12 protein-coding genes and 1 pseudogene are annotated in these 17,296 nt (G+C 71.2%); 3 read left to right on the top strand and 10 right to left on the bottom strand.

Annotated elements, in window-relative coordinates:
* Positions 1-110 precede the first annotated feature (110 nt).
* From rbsD to O1Q96_RS07205, 5 genes are all read right to left on the bottom strand, one after another.
* The gene (rbsD, locus tag O1Q96_RS07185) at positions 111-503 is read right to left on the bottom strand and encodes a D-ribose pyranase (RefSeq protein WP_269247355.1); all 393 of its coding nucleotides are present in this window, start codon (positions 501-503) and stop codon (positions 111-113) included.
* Positions 500-1,399, bottom strand: a complete 900-nt coding sequence (locus O1Q96_RS07190) for a ribokinase (RefSeq protein WP_269247356.1) — start codon at positions 1,397-1,399, stop codon at positions 500-502. Before O1Q96_RS07190 ends, rbsD begins: the two co-directional genes overlap by 4 nt.
* A gap of 79 nt (positions 1,400-1,478) precedes the next feature.
* Positions 1,479-3,434 carry an ABC transporter permease/substrate-binding protein gene (locus O1Q96_RS07195; RefSeq protein WP_269247357.1) on the bottom strand — a complete coding sequence of 652 codons (1,956 nt, stop codon included), beginning with the start codon at positions 3,432-3,434 and terminating at the stop codon, positions 1,479-1,481.
* Positions 3,424-4,959, bottom strand: coding sequence for a sugar ABC transporter ATP-binding protein (locus tag O1Q96_RS07200; RefSeq protein WP_269247358.1), 1,536 nt, complete (start codon positions 4,957-4,959; stop codon positions 3,424-3,426). Before O1Q96_RS07200 ends, O1Q96_RS07195 begins: the two co-directional genes overlap by 11 nt.
* Complete coding sequence (locus O1Q96_RS07205) at positions 4,956-5,972, bottom strand: LacI family DNA-binding transcriptional regulator (RefSeq protein ID WP_269247359.1); 1,017 nt, start codon at positions 5,970-5,972, stop codon at positions 4,956-4,958. Before O1Q96_RS07205 ends, O1Q96_RS07200 begins: the two co-directional genes overlap by 4 nt.
* A 582-nt stretch (positions 5,973-6,554) precedes the next feature.
* On the opposite strand from O1Q96_RS07205, the gene recD2 reads away from it, so the two are divergent.
* Together recD2 and O1Q96_RS07215 are read left to right on the top strand one after the other, a co-directional pair.
* Complete coding sequence (gene recD2 / locus O1Q96_RS07210) at positions 6,555-8,819, top strand: SF1B family DNA helicase RecD2 (RefSeq protein WP_269247360.1); 2,265 nt, start codon at positions 6,555-6,557, stop codon at positions 8,817-8,819.
* 652 nt (positions 8,820-9,471) lie between these two features.
* Positions 9,472-10,761, top strand: coding sequence for a citrate synthase (locus O1Q96_RS07215; RefSeq protein WP_217457823.1), 1,290 nt, complete (start codon positions 9,472-9,474; stop codon positions 10,759-10,761).
* A 690-nt stretch (positions 10,762-11,451) separates the two neighbouring features.
* Here O1Q96_RS07215 and O1Q96_RS07220 read toward each other — a convergent pair.
* From O1Q96_RS07220 to O1Q96_RS07230, 3 genes are all read right to left on the bottom strand, one after another.
* Entirely contained in the window at positions 11,452-13,743 is a 2,292-nt protein-coding gene (locus O1Q96_RS07220; RefSeq protein WP_269247361.1) for a heavy metal translocating P-type ATPase, read from the bottom strand.
* 87 nt (positions 13,744-13,830) lie between these two features.
* Positions 13,831-14,070 carry a heavy-metal-associated domain-containing protein gene (locus O1Q96_RS07225; protein ID WP_269247362.1) on the bottom strand — a complete coding sequence of 80 codons (240 nt, stop codon included), beginning with the start codon at positions 14,068-14,070 and terminating at the stop codon, positions 13,831-13,833.
* A gap of 72 nt (positions 14,071-14,142) precedes the next feature.
* Positions 14,143-15,093, bottom strand: coding sequence for a PrsW family intramembrane metalloprotease (locus tag O1Q96_RS07230; protein ID WP_269247363.1), 951 nt, complete (start codon positions 15,091-15,093; stop codon positions 14,143-14,145).
* A gap of 148 nt (positions 15,094-15,241) precedes the next feature.
* Between O1Q96_RS07230 and O1Q96_RS07235 the strand changes: the two genes are divergently transcribed.
* Positions 15,242-16,285, top strand: coding sequence for a zinc-dependent alcohol dehydrogenase family protein (locus tag O1Q96_RS07235; protein WP_269247364.1), 1,044 nt, complete (start codon positions 15,242-15,244; stop codon positions 16,283-16,285).
* Between the two features lie 209 nt (positions 16,286-16,494).
* Here O1Q96_RS07235 and O1Q96_RS44195 read toward each other — a convergent pair.
* A pseudogene (locus O1Q96_RS44195) lies at positions 16,495-16,809 on the bottom strand (GNAT family N-acetyltransferase); the annotation flags it as partial.
* 226 nt (positions 16,810-17,035) lie between these two features.
* The gene (locus tag O1Q96_RS07245) at positions 17,036-17,236 is read right to left on the bottom strand and encodes a helix-turn-helix transcriptional regulator (protein WP_055615575.1); all 201 of its coding nucleotides are present in this window, start codon (positions 17,234-17,236) and stop codon (positions 17,036-17,038) included.
* Positions 17,237-17,296 lie beyond the last annotated feature (60 nt).

A 17,296-nucleotide genomic window follows, 5' to 3' on the forward strand; every position in this document is an offset into this window, starting at 1 on the left:
AGGGGACCGAAGGGGCCCGGTCGACGGACCGGGCCCCTTCGAAGATTTCCGGACGCCGCGAGAAGCCGCTCCGAAGAGTTCACCCGAAGAGCCTCACCATCCGAAGAGCCTCAGAAGAAGACCCCGCACCGCAGCAGCACGTTCGCGTACGGCCGGGCCTCGCCGGTCCGCACGATCAGCCGGGCGTCCGCCGACAGAGCCTTCAGGTCGTCGTGGGAGACGTGGGTGAGAGCGGCAGGGAACCGGCCGGCCAGCAGGGCCGCCGCCTCCGGGTTGGCCTCCCGTACCTCCTCCGCCGCCGTGGCGCTCTCCACGACCAGTTCCTCCAGCAGGCCCTCCAGGACCTCCTCGAAGGACGGCACGCCCGCCCGGAAGGCGAGGTCCACGACCCGCGGCCCGACCGGGATGGGCATGCCCACGTCGCACACCAGTACGCCGTCGCCGTGGCCGAGTTCGGCTATCGCACCGGCGAGGTGACGGTTCAGTATTCCGGCCTTCTTCACAGCGCTGCGACCTCTTCGGCGGTGGGGAAGGAGGCCTGGGCGCCCTCCCGGGTGACGGCCACGGCGCCCACGCGGGCCGCGTACGCCGCCGCCTCCGCCAGCGACTCACCGGCGCCCAGACGCCAGGCCAGCGCGGCGGTGAAGGAGTCACCCGCACCGGTCGTGTCCACGGCGGCCACCCGCACGGACGGCACACGGGCCGTTCCCGAGGCGTCGGCGACCAGCGCGCCCTCCTCGCCCAGGGTGACGACCACCGAGCGCGGACCGAGGGCGAGGAGCGCCTCGGCCCACTGCTCGGGCGTCCCGCCCGCGTCCGCACCGAGCACGACCCGCGCCTCGTGCTCGTTGACGATCAACGGGTCGCAGGCCGCGAGGACCTTCTCGGGCAACTCCCGCGGCGGCGAGGGGTTCAGTACGAACCGGGTGCCGGGCGGCAGGCCCTGTACGACCTCCCCGACCGTCTCCAGGGGAATCTCCAACTGGGCCGAGACGACCCGGGAGGCGGCCAGGAGGGGCGCGGCCGTGCGGACGTCCTCGGGGGTCAGGCGGCCGTTCGCGCCGGGCGACACGACGATGCTGTTGTCCCCGGACGGATCCACCGTGATGAGCGCGACCCCGGTGGGCGCGCCGCCGACGAGGACACCGGACGTGTCGACCCCGGCCGCCCGCTGCGAGTCGAGCAGCAGCCGGCCGTGCGCGTCGTCCCCGACCCGGGCCAGCAACGCCGTACGCGCTCCGAGACGGGCGGCGGCGACCGCCTGGTTGGCGCCCTTGCCGCCCGGGTGGAGCGCCAGGTCGGAGCCGAGCACGGTCTCCCCGGCACCCGGCCGGCGCTCGACACCGATGACCAGGTCGGCGTTGGCCGACCCCACGACCAGCAGGTCGTAGTCGAACATGAACTGTCTCCCTGTAAAGGTGAGTTGAGGACGGGTGGACGGCGGCTGCCGTCCACCCGCCCCGCGACGTCGGTCGGGGTCAGCCGGTGAACCCGGCCACGTTCTTCGCCGTGACCACCTTCACCGGGACCTTCACCGTCTGCTCGACCTCCTTGCCGTCGGCGGCCCGCAGCGCGTTCTCCACCGCGATCCTCCCGAGCTCCTTCGGCTGTTGTGCCACGGAGGCGTACATCGTGCCCTCCTTGACGGCCTTCAGCCCGTCGGGCGTGCCGTCGAAACCGATGACCTGCACCGACTTACCGGCCTTGGAGCCCAGCGCCTTGATCGCGCCGAGCGCCATCTCGTCGTTCTCGGCGAAGACGCCCTGGACGTCCGGGTGGGCCTGGAGCAGGTTCGTCATCACGTCCAGCCCCTTCGTGCGGTCGAAGTCGGCGGGCTGCTCGGCGACCACGTCGATCCCCGGGTAGGCCTTCAGGCCCTCCTCGAAGCCCGCGCCCCGCTCACGGCTCGCGGACGTGCCCGCCAGACCCTGCAAGATCACGATCTTGCCCTTGCCGCCCAGCTTCTCCGCCAGCGCCTTGGCACCCAGCCTGCCGCCCTCGACGTTGTCGGAGGCCACGAGCGCGGCGGTCTTCGCCTTGTTGACGCCCCGGTCGACGCCGACCACGGGAATGTCGGCCTTGTTCGCGGACCGCACCGACGGGCCCGCCGCGTCCGAGTCCACCGGGTTGACGACGATCGAGTCGACGCCCTCGCTGGTGAAGTTCTGCAACTGGTTGGCCTGCTGCGAGGCATCGTTCTGCGCGTCCGTGACGGTCAGGTCGGCGCCGAGCCTCTTCGCCTCGGCCTGCGCGCCCTCCTTGATCTGTACGAAGAAGGGGTTGTTCAGGGTGGACAGGGACAGGCCCACCTTCGGCGTCGTGGAGGACGAGCCGTTGTTGAAGAGCGACAGACCGCCCACGATCGCCGCCACGAGGACCACGGCGAGACCGTACTTGAGCGCCTGTGGACCCTTCAGGCCCGCCGCGCCCCCGGCACCCGCCGTGACCGGGGTCGCCCCCGCCTTGCGCCGCACGGTGTCGAGCAGCACCGCGAGCGCGATGACCACACCGATGACGACCTGCTGCCAGAACGCCGACACGGAAAGGAGGTTGAGGCCGTTGCGCAGCACCGCGAGGATCAGCGCGCCGATCAGCGTGCCGGACGCCTTGCCCGTACCGCCGGCGAGGGAGGCGCCGCCGATGACCACCGCGGCGATCGCGTCCAGCTCGTAACCCTGCGCGGCCTGCGGCTGCGCCGAGGACAGGCGGGAGGCGAGCACGATGCCCGCGGCGGCCGCGAAGAGACCCGACAGCGCGTAGATCGCGAGCTTCTGCCGCTTCACCCGGAGCCCGGAGAGGCGGGCCGCCTCCTCGTTGCCGCCGATCGCGTACATGGAGCGCCCGATGTACGTACGGCCCAGGATCAGAGCGGTGATGAGCCCCATGACGATCATCACGAGGACCGGCACGGGCAGCCAGCCGCCGAGCGTGTCACCGAGATGCGAGACGGAGTCGGGGAAGGCGATCGGGCTGCCCTGCGATATCACCAGCGACAGACCGCGGCCCACCGACAGCATGGCGAGCGTGGCGATGAACGGCGGCAGCTTCCCGTACGAGATCAGGACGCCGTTGACCAGGCCGCACACGATGCCGGTGGCGACCGCGAGGATCACCGCGATCCAGACCGGTACGCCTTCCGACGTGGCCGTCCAGGCGAGGACGGTGGCGGACAGCGCGGCGACGGAACCGACCGACAGGTCGATGCCCGCCGAGACGATCACGAAGGTCACACCGAAGGCGAGGATGGCGGTCACGGCCGCCTGGACGCCGATGTTGAGCAGGTTGTCCGTCGTCAGGAAGTCGCCGGACAGGGCCGACATCGCGATGACGAGGATGATCAGCGCGGTGAGCGCGCCGTTGTCGAGCAGGAGACGGCGTACGCCTCCCGAGGCGCCACTCGCGCCCGTCGTGCTCTTGAGCGTGTCAGTGGCCACGGGAGCCCTCCACAGCGGTAACGGAGTCGGTAGAAGTGGGTGTGCTGACGGCGAGTGCCATCACGGAGTCCTGCGTCGCCTCGGCGGCGGAGAGCTCGCCGGCGATCCGGCCCTGGGCCATGACCAGCACGCGGTCGCTCATGCCGAGCACCTCGGGCAGGTCACTGGAGATCATCAGGACGGCGTGGCCGGCGGCCGTCAGTTCGTTGATCAGCTGGTAGATCTCGACCTTGGCGCCCACGTCGATGCCGCGGGTCGGCTCGTCGAGGATCAGCACCTTGGTGTCGGCGAGCAGCCACTTGCCGATGACGACCTTCTGCTGGTTGCCGCCGGACAGGGTGCGCACGTGCTGGCCGAGCCCGGCCATCCGCACGCCGAGCTGCTCGGCGATCCTCGCGGCGGCCGTCCGCTGCCCCTTGAGGTCGACGAGCCCGCCGTGGGTCGCCGCCCGCAGGGTGACGAGTCCGAGGTTCTCCTCGACGGAGGCGTCCAGGAGGAGCCCCTGGCCCTTGCGGTCCTCGGGCACGAGCCCGATGCCGGCGGTCATCGCCGCGCCGACGTCGTGCCGCGGCAGCCGGGTGCCCGCGACGGCCACGGACCCCCGGTCGTACGGGTCGGCCCCGAAGACCGCCCGGACGACCTCGGTACGGCCCGCCCCGACGAGCCCCGCGATGCCGACGACCTCACCGGCCCGCACCTCGAAACTCACGTCGTGGAACACACCGTTCCGGGTGAGCCCGTCCACGGTGAGCAACGCGGTCCCGGTGTCGGCCCGTTCACGCGGGTACTGCAGCTCGATGGAGCGGCCCACCATGAGGCGTACGAGGTCGTCCTCGGGCGTGGACGCGGGCACCTGGCCGATGCTCCTGCCGTCCCGGAGGACCGTGACCCGGTCTCCCAGGGCGGCGATCTCCTCCAGGTGATGCGTGATGAAGACGACGCCGACGCCGTCCTCGCGCAACTGCCGCACGATCCGGAAGAGCTTCTCGACCTCTTCGGAGGTGAGCACCGCGGTCGGCTCGTCCATGATCAGGACGCGCGCGTCCAGGCTGAGCGCCTTCGCGATCTCGACCATCTGGAGTCGGGCGATGCCGAGTTCACGTACCCGCGCGCGGGGGGACACGTTGACCCCGACCCGCTCCAGGAGCACGGCGGCGTCGGCCTCCATCGTCTTGCGGTCGATCATTCCGAAGCGGCGCGGCTGGCGGCCCAGGAAGATGTTCTCGGCGACCGTCAGATCGGGCACCAGGTTGAACTCCTGGTAGATGGTCGCGATCCCGAGGCGCTCCGCGTCCTGCGCGCCGTGGATGCGGACCTTCTTGCCGTCGACCAGGATCTTCCCGGCGTCGGGCCGGTAGGCGCCGGACAGCATCTTGATCAGGGTGCTCTTGCCGGCGCCGTTCTCACCGAGCAGGACGTGCACCTCGCCGCGGCGCAGATCGAAGTCGACACTGTCGAGCGCGATCACGCCGGGGAAGGTCTTGCGTATGCCTTCGATACGCAGCAACTCGTCGGGACTGCTCACGTGTTGCTCCTTTGCGGGGACGGGGGCTCGCCGCAGGAGCGGCGGACGACGAGACGGGCGGGGAGGGTGACGGACTGCGGGGGCCGCCCCTCGATGCGGTCGACGAGGGCCCGTACGGCGGCCCGGCCCAGCTCGGGGGTCGGCTGGGCGATGGCCGTGATGGGGGGATCGGTGTGCACGAACCACGGGATGTCGTCGAACGCCGCGAGCGCGATGTCGTCGGGGACCCGCAGTCCGCGCGCGCGGACCGCGTCCAGGGCGCCGAGCGCCATCAGGTTGTCGGCCGCGAAGACGACCTCGGGCGGCTCGGGAAGACTCAGGAACTCCTCGGTGACCCGACGGCCGCTGGCCGCCTGGAAGTCGCCCTGCCCCGTGTACGCCTCGGGCAGCGGGAGCCCGTACTCGCGCAGGGCGTCCCGGAAGGCGGCCACGCGCTCGCTGCCGGTGGTGGTGGCCGCCGGGCCCGCGATGATGGCGAGCCTGCGGTGACCGAGGCCGTACAGATGCGCGACCAGGTCCCGCACGGCGGCGCGTCCGTCCGCCCGGACCACGGGCACCTCCACGCCCGGGATCCAGCGGTCCACGAAGACCATCGGGGTTCCCGCGCGCGCGGCGTCCAGGATCAGCGGGGAGCCGCCGTCCGTGGGGGAGACCAGGAGGCCGTCGATGCGTCGGTCGAGGAGCGTGCGGACGTGGTGGTCCTGGAGCTCGGGGCGCTCGTCGGCGTTTCCGATGATGACGCTGTAGCCGTGGGCGCGGGCCTCCTCCTCGACGGAGCGGGCCAGTTCGGTGAAGTACGGGTTGAGTACGTCGCTGATGACCAGGCCGAGGGTGTGGGTCTGGTCGGTGCGCAGGGAGCGGGCGACGGCGTTCGGGCGGTAGCCCAGCGTCTCGACGGCGGCCAGCACGCGGGTGCGTGCCGTCGGGCTGACCGAGGGGTGGTCGTTCAGGACGCGCGAGACCGTGGCGACGGATACGCCCGCCTCGGCGGCGACGTCCTTGATGCTCGCCATCGTCGCTCCACCTCCTTGTGGAATCGATTACATGCGTCTACGGAGAGGATTGGAATCGATTACATGGAGGTTGACAAGACCCTGAGACCGGATCGTGATGAAGGGGGGTGGGGGTCGGGTGGGGTTCGGTGGGGGTTCGGCTGCGGGGTTGTTTGGGCTGGTCGCGCTGTTCCTCGCGCCCCTGGGGTGTGTCTGTTGTTGTGGGTGGGGCGGGGCCGTGCCGGGGCATCCGATCGCAGCTGTGTCGTCCGGGGTTGTTCGGTTGCTCTGGAGAGGTCGTGCTGCGATCGGACGCCCCGGCCCGTCCCCTCGCGCCGGAGGGCGACCGACGGGAGAGGGGGGTGGCTGACGGAGGGGTGCCGCTGGGGGGCGATCCCCGCCGAGGGGGCGGCCCTTGAAGGGGCGCGGGGAACTGCCCGACCAGCCCCCACCCGCCCGCAGCCGACAAACGATCTAAGCGCCCCCGCTACCGAGGGACGAGGTCACCCGCCCCGCTACCGAGGGACGAGGTCACCCGTCCTCGTCCTCACCCTCGCCCTCGTCCCCGTTCTCGCTGTCGGACGTGGGCGGTAGCGTCGGATCATGTCCAATCACGGGGCGGGGAACGGGGCGGACCGGAACCTGGCGGTTCTGGAGGGCGTGCTGGAGCGGATCACGTACGCCAACGAGGAGAACGGATACACGGTCGCCCGGGTCGACACCGGGCGGGGCGGCGGTGATCTCCTCACGGTGGTCGGCGCGTTGCTCGGTGCCCAGGTGGGGGAGTCCCTGCGCATGGAGGGCCGCTGGGGCTCCCACTCGCAGTACGGCAAGCAGTTCACGGTGGAGAACTACACGACGGTCCTCCCGGCCACCGTGCAGGGCATCCGCCGTTATCTCGGTTCCGGTCTGGTCAAGGGCATCGGGCCGGTCTTCGCGGACCGCATCACGCAGCACTTCGGCCTGGACACCCTCCAGATCATCGAGGAAGAGCCGAAGCGGCTCATCGAGGTGCCCGGCCTCGGCCCCAAGCGCACCAAGAAGATCGCCGACGCCTGGGAGGAACAGAAGGCGATCAAGGAGGTCATGCTCTTCCTCCAGACCGTCGAGGTGTCCACCTCCATCGCGGTCCGCATCTACAAGAAGTACGGCGACGCGTCGATCTCGGTCGTGAAGAACCAGCCGTACCGCCTCGCGTCGGACGTCTGGGGCATCGGCTTCCTCACCGCCGACAAGATCGCCCAGTCGGTGGGCATTCCGCACGACAGCCCGGAGCGCGTCAAGGCCGGTCTCCAGTACGCCCTTTCGCAGTCCACCGACCAGGGCCACTGTTTCCTCCCGGAGGAGCGGCTGATCGCGGACGCGGTGAAGCTGCTCCAGGTGGACACGGGCCTGGTCATCGAGTGCCTCGCGCAACTGGCGGCTCCTCCGGAGGAGGGCGAGGACCCGGGAGTCGTACGAGAACGGGTGCCGGGCCTCGACGGCGGCGAGCCGGTGACGGCCATCTACCTCGTCCCCTTCCACCGGGCCGAACTGTCCTTGTCCGCGCAGCTGTTGAGGCTGCTGCGCACCGAAGAGGACCGGATGCCCGGGTTCCGGGACGTGACCTGGGACAAGGCACTGGCATGGCTCAGGGGGCGTACGGGGACGGAGCTGGCCCCCGAGCAGGAGGCGGCCGTCCGGCTCGCCCTCACCGAGAAGGTCGCGGTGCTGACGGGCGGGCCCGGCTGCGGCAAGTCGTTCACGGTCCGCTCGATCGTGGAGCTGGCCCGGGCGAAGAAGGCGAAGGTCGTACTGGCCGCCCCGACCGGCCGCGCGGCCAAGCGACTCGCCGAACTGACCGGGGCGGAGGCGTCGACCGTGCACCGGCTCCTGGAGCTGAAGCCGGGCGGCGACGCGGCCTACGACAAGGACCGGCCGCTGGACGCCGACCTGGTCGTCGTGGACGAGGCGTCGATGCTGGACCTGCTCCTCGCCAACAAGCTGGTGAAGGCGGTGCCGCCGGGCGCGCACCTGCTCTTCGTCGGAGACGTCGACCAGCTTCCGAGTGTCGGCGCCGGCGAGGTGCTGCGCGACCTGCTCGACGAGTGCGGCCCGGTCCCGGCGGTCCGGCTCACCCGGGTGTTCCGTCAGGCCCAGCAGTCGGGCGTGGTGACGAACGCCCACAGGATCAACGCCGGGCAGCAACCGGTCACGGACAGGCTCAAGGACTTCTTCCTCTTCGTCGAGGACGACACGGAGGAGGCGGGCAGGCTCACGGTGGACGTGGCGGCGCGGCGTATTCCGGCCAAGTTCGGCCTGGATCCCCGCCGTGACGTCCAGGTCCTGGCCCCCATGCACCGAGGCCCGGCAGGCGCGGGCACGCTCAACGGCCTGCTCCAGCAGGCCATCACCCCGGCCCGCCCCGACCTCCCCGAGAAGCGCTTCGGCGGCCGGGTCTTCCGCGTCGGCGACAAGGTCACCCAGATCCGCAACAACTACGACAAGGGTGAGAACGGCGTCTTCAACGGCACGGTGGGAGTGGTGACTTCACTCAACCTCGACGACCAGCGCCTCACGGTCCTCACGGACGAGGACGAGGAGGTCCCGTACGAGTTCGACGAACTCGACGAGCTGGCGCACGCGTACGCGGTCACGATCCACCGCTCCCAGGGCAGTGAGTACCCGGCCGTCGTCATCCCGGTCACCACGGGCGCCTGGATGATGCTGCAGCGCAACCTCCTCTACACGGCGGTGACCCGGGCCAAGCAGCTCGTGGTCCTGGTCGGCTCCCGCAAGGCCCTGGGCCAGGCGGTCCGCACGGTGTCCGCCGGGAGGCGGTCCACGGCGCTGGACTTCCGGCTGTCCGGAGCCCGACTCCCGGCCTGACCCGCGCCCTCGGGCCCTGCCGGGCCCCGCCGGGCCCCGGCAGGGGCGTGCCCCCGGGCCCCACAGGCCGCGTGCGTCGGCTGCGGGCGGGCGGGTGGGGGCTGGTCGGGCAGTTCCCCGCGCCCCTGAAAGGGCCGCCCCCTCGGCGGGGATCGCCCCCCAGCGGCACCCCTCCGTCAGCCACCCCCCTCTCCCGTCGGTCGCCCTCCGGCGCGAGGGGACGGGCCGGGGCGTCCGATCGCAGCACGACCTCTCCAGAGCAACCGAACAACCCCGGACGACACAGCTGCGATCGGATGCCCCGGCACGGCCCCGCCCCACCCACAACAACAGACACACCCCAGGGGCGCGAGGAACAGCGCGACCAGCCCAAACAGACCCGCAGCCGAACCCCCACCGAACCCCACCCGACCCCACGACGCGACCCCCACCCCAGCCCGCAGCCCAAAAATGATCGATCAAACGAGTCGGAAAGGTCACACAGCGCTTTCCGAAGGAGGGGTGAAGGGGGCAGGATGAACAGGCTGGCGGCACTGAGTGCCGCCAATAGGCCCAATGGTCGACCCCGAGTGCACTCTCCTGCGCCAAATGGGGGATGGTAGAGACAGTCAGGGCACCTCGAAGAAGAGGCACAACGTCGGTGAGGGATGACGTGAGCGACAACTCTGTAGTACTGCGGTACGGCGACGGCGAGTACACCTACCCGGTGATCGACAGCACCGTCGGCGACAAGGGCTTCGACATCGGGAAGCTCCGCGCCCAGACCGGTCTGGTGACGCTGGACAGCGGTTACGGGAACACCGCCGCCTATAAATCCGCCATCACCTATCTCGACGGTGAGCAGGGCATCCTCCGCTACCGCGGCTACCCGATCGAGCAGCTGGCCGAGCGCTCCACCTTCCTCGAGGTGGCCTCCCTGCTGATCAACGGCGAGCTGCCCACGGTCGACGAGCTCTCCACCTTCCAGAACGAGATCACGCAGCACACCCTGCTGCACGAGGACGTCAAGCGGTTCTTCCAGGGCTTCCCGCGCGACGCCCACCCGATGGCCATGCTGTCGTCGGTGGTCTCCGCGCTGTCGACGTTCTACCAGGACAGCCACAACCCGTTCGACGAGAAGCAGCGCCACCTCTCGACGATCCGGCTTCTCGCCAAGCTTCCGACGATCGCCGCGTACGCGTACAAGAAGTCGATCGGCCACCCCTTCGTCTACCCGCGCAACGACCTGGGCTACGTCGAGAACTTCCTGCGGATGACCTTCTCGGTCCCGGCGCAGGAGTACGAGCTCGACCCGGTCGTCGTCTCCGCGCTCGACAAGCTGCTCATCCTGCACGCGGACCACGAGCAGAACTGTTCGACCTCCACCGTGCGCCTGGTGGGCTCGTCGCAGGCGAACATGTTCGCCTCGATCTCCGCCGGCATCAGCGCCCTGTGGGGCCCGCTCCACGGCGGCGCCAACCAGTCCGTCCTGGAGATGCTGGAAGGCATCAAGGCCAACGGCGGCGACGTCGACTCCTTCATCCGCAAGGTGAAGAACAAGGAGGACGGCGTCCGCCTGATGGGCTTCGGCCACCGGGTGTACAAGTCCTTCGACCCGCGCGCCAAGATCATCAAGGCTGCGGCGCACGACGTCCTCTCGGCCCTCGGCAAGTCCGACGAGCTGCTGGACATCGCGCTGAAGCTGGAGGAGCACGCGCTCTCCGACGAGTACTTCGTCTCGCGCAACCTCTACCCGAACGTCGACTTCTACACGGGTCTGATCTACCGGGCCATGGGCTTCCCGACCGAGATGTTCACGGTCCTGTTCGCCCTCGGCCGTCTGCCGGGGTGGATCGCCCAGTGGCACGAGATGATCAAGGAGCCCGGTTCGCGCATCGGCCGTCCGCGCCAGATCTACACGGGCGTCGTCGAGCGGGACTTCGTCCCGGTCGAGGAGCGCTAGGCGCTCCGCGCGGAGGGCGACTTCCTCGTCCGCGGGTGCGTGGGGGCTGGTCGCGCAGTTCCCCGCGCCCCTTACGGGGCGGGTTTCCGCCCACCGTCCCGAAGGCGCACCGGAGTCTCCGCGAGCCCGAACTCTTCACGGGTTCGGGCTCGCGGACACTCCGGGCACTCCGCGAGATCGGGCTCTCAAGAAAATAGGAAGGCGCCCCGCTGCCGGTCCCCCCACGGGCCGGAGTCGGGGCGCCTTCCCGTGTCCCGGTGCGGATTCCCCCCACGGGATCCGGCCGGGCGTCTGAAGGCAGCGCCTGAATCGCTGCGAGCAAAACGAGCAAAAACGACGATAGCTCTACGTACTGCTGTGCGGTCTGCCGGGACCCGTACGTACGGGAGGGCCGCTCAAAGCTCCCCGCCGTACGTGCCCCGGCAACGCAATTCCGAGAACGTCCCCCAAGACGTCCTCAGATGCCAGAAACGCCCCCCAAGACGCCTCTGACATCGTCAATCTAGACTCACGAACCCCTTCAATGGTTACGTTCGCATCACTGTGATCTGCGTCTCTTGTGTATGTCCTGAAGATGCACAAGAGACCCGATATGACTATCGGAGCCCTAGCGTAAGGAAGATGCGCGAGCCTTGTGAAGAGCTTATGTGAAGGCGTGTGCCGGACTCTAGGGGGACTCCTGCCTCTTCGTCATGAAAATGACCTGAGCCGGAGGCTGTTCGTCACCACGAACACGGAGGAGAACGCCATGGCGGCGCCCGCGATCATCGGGTTGAGCAACCCCGCCGCGGCGAGCGGCAGCGCCGCCACGTTGTAGCCGAACGCCCATACGAGATTTCCCCGGATCGTGGAAAGAGTCTTCCGCGACAGTCGGATCGCGTCGGCGGCCACCCGCAGGTCCCCCCGTACGAGCGTCAGGTCGCTCGCCTCGATCGCCGCGTCCGTCCCGGTGCCCATCGCGAGGCCGAGGTCGGCGGTGGCGAGCGCGGCCGCGTCGTTGACGCCGTCGCCGACCATCGCCACGGCCCGTCCCTCGGCCTGGAGCCGCCCGATCACGTCGGCCTTGTCCTCGGGCAGCACCTCGGCGATCACCTCGGCGGGATCGATGCCGACGGAGCGGGCCACGGATTCGGCGACGGTCCGGTTGTCCCCCGTCAGCAGCATCGGTGTGAGCCCGAGGGCGCGCAGCGCGCGGACCGCCTCGGCGCTCGTCTTCTTGGCCGCGTCGGCGACGGTGACGACGCCGCGTGCCGCTCCGTCCCAGGCGACGGTCACGGCGGTCCGCCCGGCCTCCTCGGCCCGGGTCCTGGACGCGAGCAGTTCGGCGGGCAGCGCGATCCCGGCCTCTTCGAGGAGGCGGGCCCGCCCCACGAGCACCGCGTGGCCCTCGACCGTGCCGCGGACGCCGAGCCCGGGGACGTTCTCGAAGCCGTCCACGGCCGGCAGGGGCCCGGTCCGTTCCTCCGCGCCCGCCGCGACGGCCCGGGCGATCGGATGCTCGGAGGCGTGCTCCAGGGCGCCCGCGAGCCGCAGTACCCGCTCCTCGTCGGTGCCGTCGGCCGCGTACACCTCCTGGAGGGTCATGCGGCCGGTGGTGACGGTGCCGGTCTTGTCCAGGACGACGGTGTCGACGCGGCGGGTGGACTCCAGGACCTCGGGGCCCTTGATGAGGATGCCGAGCTGGGCGCCGCGGCCGGTGCCGACCATGAGGGCGGTGGGGGTGGCGAGTCCCAGGGCGCAGGGGCAGGCGATGATCAGCACGGCGACGGCCGCGGTGAACGCGGCGGCCGTGTCGCCGGTGACCCCGAGCCAGCCGCCGAAGGTGCCGGCCGCGATCAGCAGCACGGCGGGTACGAAGATCCCGGAGATCCGGTCGGCGAGGCGCTGCACCTCCGCCTTGCCGTTCTGGGCGTCCTCGACGAGCCGCGCCATCCGGGCGAGCTGCGTGTCGGCGCCGACCCGGGTCGCCTCGACGACGAGCCGCCCTCCGGCGTTCACGGTCGCCCCCGTGACGGACGAACCCACCGTCACGTCCACCGGCACCGACTCGCCCGTCAGCATCGACGCGTCGACCGCGGAGGTCCCCTCGACGACGGTGCCGTCGGTGGCGACCTTCTCGCCCGGCCGTACGACGAAACGGTCGCCCACGGCCAGCGAGGCCACCGGAACGCGGACCTCACGGCCGCCGCGCATGACGGAGACGTCCTTCGCGCCCAGTTCCATGAGGGCGCGCAGGGCGGCGCCCGCCTGTCGCTTGGAGCGGGCCTCCAGGTAGCGGCCGAGGAGGATGAGGGTCACGACCCCGGCGGCGACTTCGAGGTAGATCGCCGAGGAGCCCTGCGCCCGGGAGACGGTGAGCGAGAAGCCCTCGTCCCGCATGCCCTCCATTCCCGCCTCGCCCCAGAACAGCGCCCACAGGGACCAGCCGAACGCGGCCAGCGTGCCGATCGAGACGAGGGTGTCCATGGTGGCGGCGCCGTGCCGGGCGTTCGTGAACGCGGCCCGGTGGAAGGGCAGTCCGCCCCAGACGACGGCCGGTGCGGCGAGGGTCAGCGCGAGCCACTGCCAGTTGTCGAACTGGAACGCCGGAACCATCGACAGCAGGACGACGGGAGTGGCGAGGAGTGCGCAGACGACGAGGCGTTCGCGCAGCGAGGCCAGTTCGGGGTCGTGCTTCCCGGTCCCGTCCGTGTCGGCGGCGACCTCGCCGGAGGTGGCGGCCGGGGGCGGTGGCGGCGGGGGCTCCTCGGCCGTGTAGCCCGTCCTGACCACGGTGGCGATCAGGTCGGCGACCCGCACCCCGTCCGCGTAGGAGACCCGCGCCTTCTCCGTCGCGTAGTTCACCGTGGCGGTGACACCGTCCATGCGGTTGAGCTTCTTCTCCACCCGGGCCGCGCAGGAGGCGCAGGTCATCCCGCCGATGGTCAGCTCGATCCGCGACGGGGTGCCGGTCCCGGGGGTCGCTGCGGTGGTGCTGGTCATGTCCGTGCTCCAGGGAACGAACCGGGCCGTACGGAGCCAGTGTCAGCTGGTCGATACGGCCCGGTGCGGTGAGAGGAAAGGCGTGCGTCAGGCCTTGCCGGCGAGCTCGAAGCCCGCCTCGTCGACGGCGGCGCGCACGGCCTCCTCGTCGAGCGGGGCGGTGGAGACCACGGTCACCTCTCCGGTGGAGGCGACGGCCTTCACGGAGGTGACGCCGGCGATCTCGGAGATCTCACTGGAGACCGAGCCTTCGCAGTGTCCGCAGCTCATCCCGCTCACCTGGTAGACGCTGGTGACGGAGCCCGGGGTGTCGGTCTGGGCGGTCATGTCGTTGCTCCTCGTCGAGATGTGTGGGGTGTGCGTGGCCCACCGGGGCCTCACCCTACTCACACTATACCCCTAGGGGGTATTTCTCCAAGAGGGGTCGCGATGCGCCAGTGAGCGGACCCAGGCGATGCCGGCGAGCGACACCGCGACCAGGCCGCCCGCCGACAGCAGTGTGAAGAGGTGCTGCTGCTCGTCCGTCGCGGCCGGCAGGTAGGCCTGTCCGAAGAGCGCCCTGTCCAGTCCGGTACCCGCCAGCCGCGCCACCATCCAGAGCGCGATGCCGTGGGTCGAGTCCCACAGGGTGTGCAGGAGCGAGACGCCGAGGTAGGCGCCGACGACCGGCCCGGTGAGGCGGAAGCGCCCGTCCGGGCGGCGCCGCGAGAGCAGGACGGCACCCGTGATCGCCGTCCACAGGCCGTGCCCGAAGGGAGTGAGCACGCCCCGCAGGATCTCGGTCTCCAGCAGCGCCCGCAGATCGATGCCCCGCGTCGAGACGGCGGCGTCGAAGGCGTACCCGGCGCTCTCCAGGGCGGCGAAGCCGAAGCCGACCGACGCGCCGAGCACCAGCCCCGCCCGCACACCACGGATACGGGTCTGCCGGCGCAGCACGAACATCAGCGCGGCCAGTTTCGCCGCCTCCTCGACGAGCCCGACCCCGACGAACATCCCGAGGGAGGGGCGCAGCAGGTAGTACTCCATCACCGAGGCGCCCAGCACGCCCAGCACGCCGCCGGTCAGGAAGCAGCCCAGGATCATGCTCACGCCCAGGCTGCGCCCGTGATGCTCGTACGCCCAGAGCACGTAGGCGACCGGCGCGAGGAAGCTGCCCAGCAGGATCAGGGTCGGCAGCAGGGTGGTGCTGCCGGTCGCGTACGTGACGACCGCCGTCAGCGCCCAGAGCGCGAGCCCGCCCCACAGGCACCGCCTCCACAGCCCGGTACCGGGCCGGGGCAGGGCCGGCGGGGGCTGTTGTGGGCCGGGGATGCGGGCTCGGGGCGCGCCCGGCGGCGGGGGCTGGGTCACGGCAGGTCCTCGGGCTCGGAAGATTTGTCCGCACTTTATGGCAAGTGATCCTTATGTGCCCTTCGGCGTGTGCGGGGGGAGCGCGCGCGGTCGGCGTCCGTCCGCGATGGTGATCCGCGACGATGATGTGCGGCGGAAGGACGAAGGCATGCGTGCAGTGGTGTTCGAGCGGTACGGGGAAGCGGCCGAGGTGCGGGAGGTGCCGGACCCGGCGCCCGCCCCGCACGGGGTGGTGGTGCGGGTCGAGGCCACCGGCCTGTGCCGCAGCGACTGGCACGGCTGGCAGGGCCACGACCCGGGCATCACGCTGCCGCACGTGCCCGGACACGAACTCGCCGGAACCGTCGAGTCGGTGGGCGCCCTGGTGACCCGCCATCACCCGGGCGACCGCGTCACGGTGCCCTTCGTCTGCGCCTGCGGAAGCTGCGCCTCCTGTGCGGCGGGCGACCAGCAGGTGTGCGAGCGGCAGACCCAGCCCGGCTTCACCCACTGGGGGTCCTTCGCCGAGTACGTCGCCCTGGACCACGCCGACGTGAACCTCGTCGCCGTGCCGGAGGAGCTGTCCTTCGGGACGGCTGCCTCGCTGGGCTGCCGGTTCGCCACGGCGTTCCGCGCGGTCGTCGCGCAGGGGCGGGTGGCGCCGGGGGAGTGGGTGGCCGTGCACGGGTGCGGCGGGGTCGGACTGTCCGCCGTCATGATCGCCGCGGCCGCCGGGGCGCGCGTCGTCGCGGTCGACCTCTCGCCGCGGGCGCTGGACCTGGCACGGCGGTTCGGCGCCGCGCACTGCGTGGACGCGTCCCGGACCGCGGACACGGCCCAGGCGGTCCGCGAACTCACCGGTGGCGGCGCCCATCTCTCGCTCGACGCCCTGGGATCCCCGGTCACCTGCGCGGCGTCGGTCGGGGGCCTGCGCCGCCGCGGCCGGCACGTCCAGGTGGGCCTGCTGCCCGAGGATCCGGCTGTCCCGATGTCCCGGGTGATCGGGCTCGAACTCGAACTCCTCGGCAGCCACGGGATGCCCGCCCACGCCTATCCGCCGATGCTGGAGTCCGTCCGCGCGGGACTGCTGCGCCCCGACCTCCTGGTGACGTCCACGATCGCCCTGGAGGCGGCCCCCGCCGCGCTGGCGGCGATGGGCACGGCGCCGGGAGCGGGCGTCACGGTCGTCGAACCCTGGGCGCGAAGCTCATGAGCCCGCGGGGCGGGCCTCCTCGGCGCCGGTCCGTGTCCCGGTGCCCGGGCGCCCGCGTGGCGGGCCCACTCGTGGGACAGGACCGACATCCGTACGGCGTCGATCCACTGTCCCTCGTGGAGCAGGGACTCCCGTTCGACGCCCTCCGCCACGAAGCCGGCCTTCTCGTAGGCACGGCGGGCCCGGGGGTTGAAGGCGAACACGTACAGCGCGACGCGGTGCAGTCCCAGCCCTTCGAAGGCGTGCCCGACGATCAGCCGGGTCGCCTCGGTGCCGAGGCCCCGGTCCCGGCCGCCGGGGCCGATCGGAATGCAAAACGTACAGCTGTGGTTGTGCGGGTCCCACTCGGACAGGACGGCCTCGCCCACGAGGGCGCCGCTCGCCCGGTCCGCTATGCCGAGGTCCAGCCGGTCGCTCTGGTCGCCGCGGGTGGCGTACCAGGCGTGCAGCCGGTCCGCGGCGAACGCGTCGGCGGGGCTGCCGGTGAGCCGCAGGACCTCCGGGTCCTCCAGGATCGCGGCCATCACCGGTATGCCGTCGGTGGTGAACGGCCGCAGGACCGCCTTCTCCCGGTGAGCACCGGTTTGGCGGAGAAGCCGGCGGCAGGGGCGGGAGGTGTCGGGCGGGGCTCCGTCCGGGCATCCTCGGAGGTCCGCCGACGCGGGGCAATCGAATATCGGACCGGGGCGGACACGGCGGTGGGCCCCGCACGGTGGTCGCGCGGGGCCCACTCACGGAACGGCGGTGCCCTCAGCCGTCCCGACGGCCTCTGTTGCCGGGCCGGGAGGCGACCCAGGCGCGGACGGTGTCGGCGTACCAGTAGGGCTTGCCGCTCTCGACGTGGTCGGGCGGCGGCAGCAGCCCGTGTTTGCGGTAGGACCTCACCGTGTCCGGCTGCACCTTGATGTGCGCCGCGATCTCCTTGTACGACCAGAGCCTTCGGTCGGTCATCCGTAGCACCTCCCTGCGCGCGCCGCGGCGGCGGCCGAGGGACGGCCGTCGGGGGAGCCG

It is taken from the genome of Streptomyces aurantiacus (genome assembly GCF_027107535.1).
GTDB lineage: Bacteria > Actinomycetota > Actinomycetes > Streptomycetales > Streptomycetaceae > Streptomyces.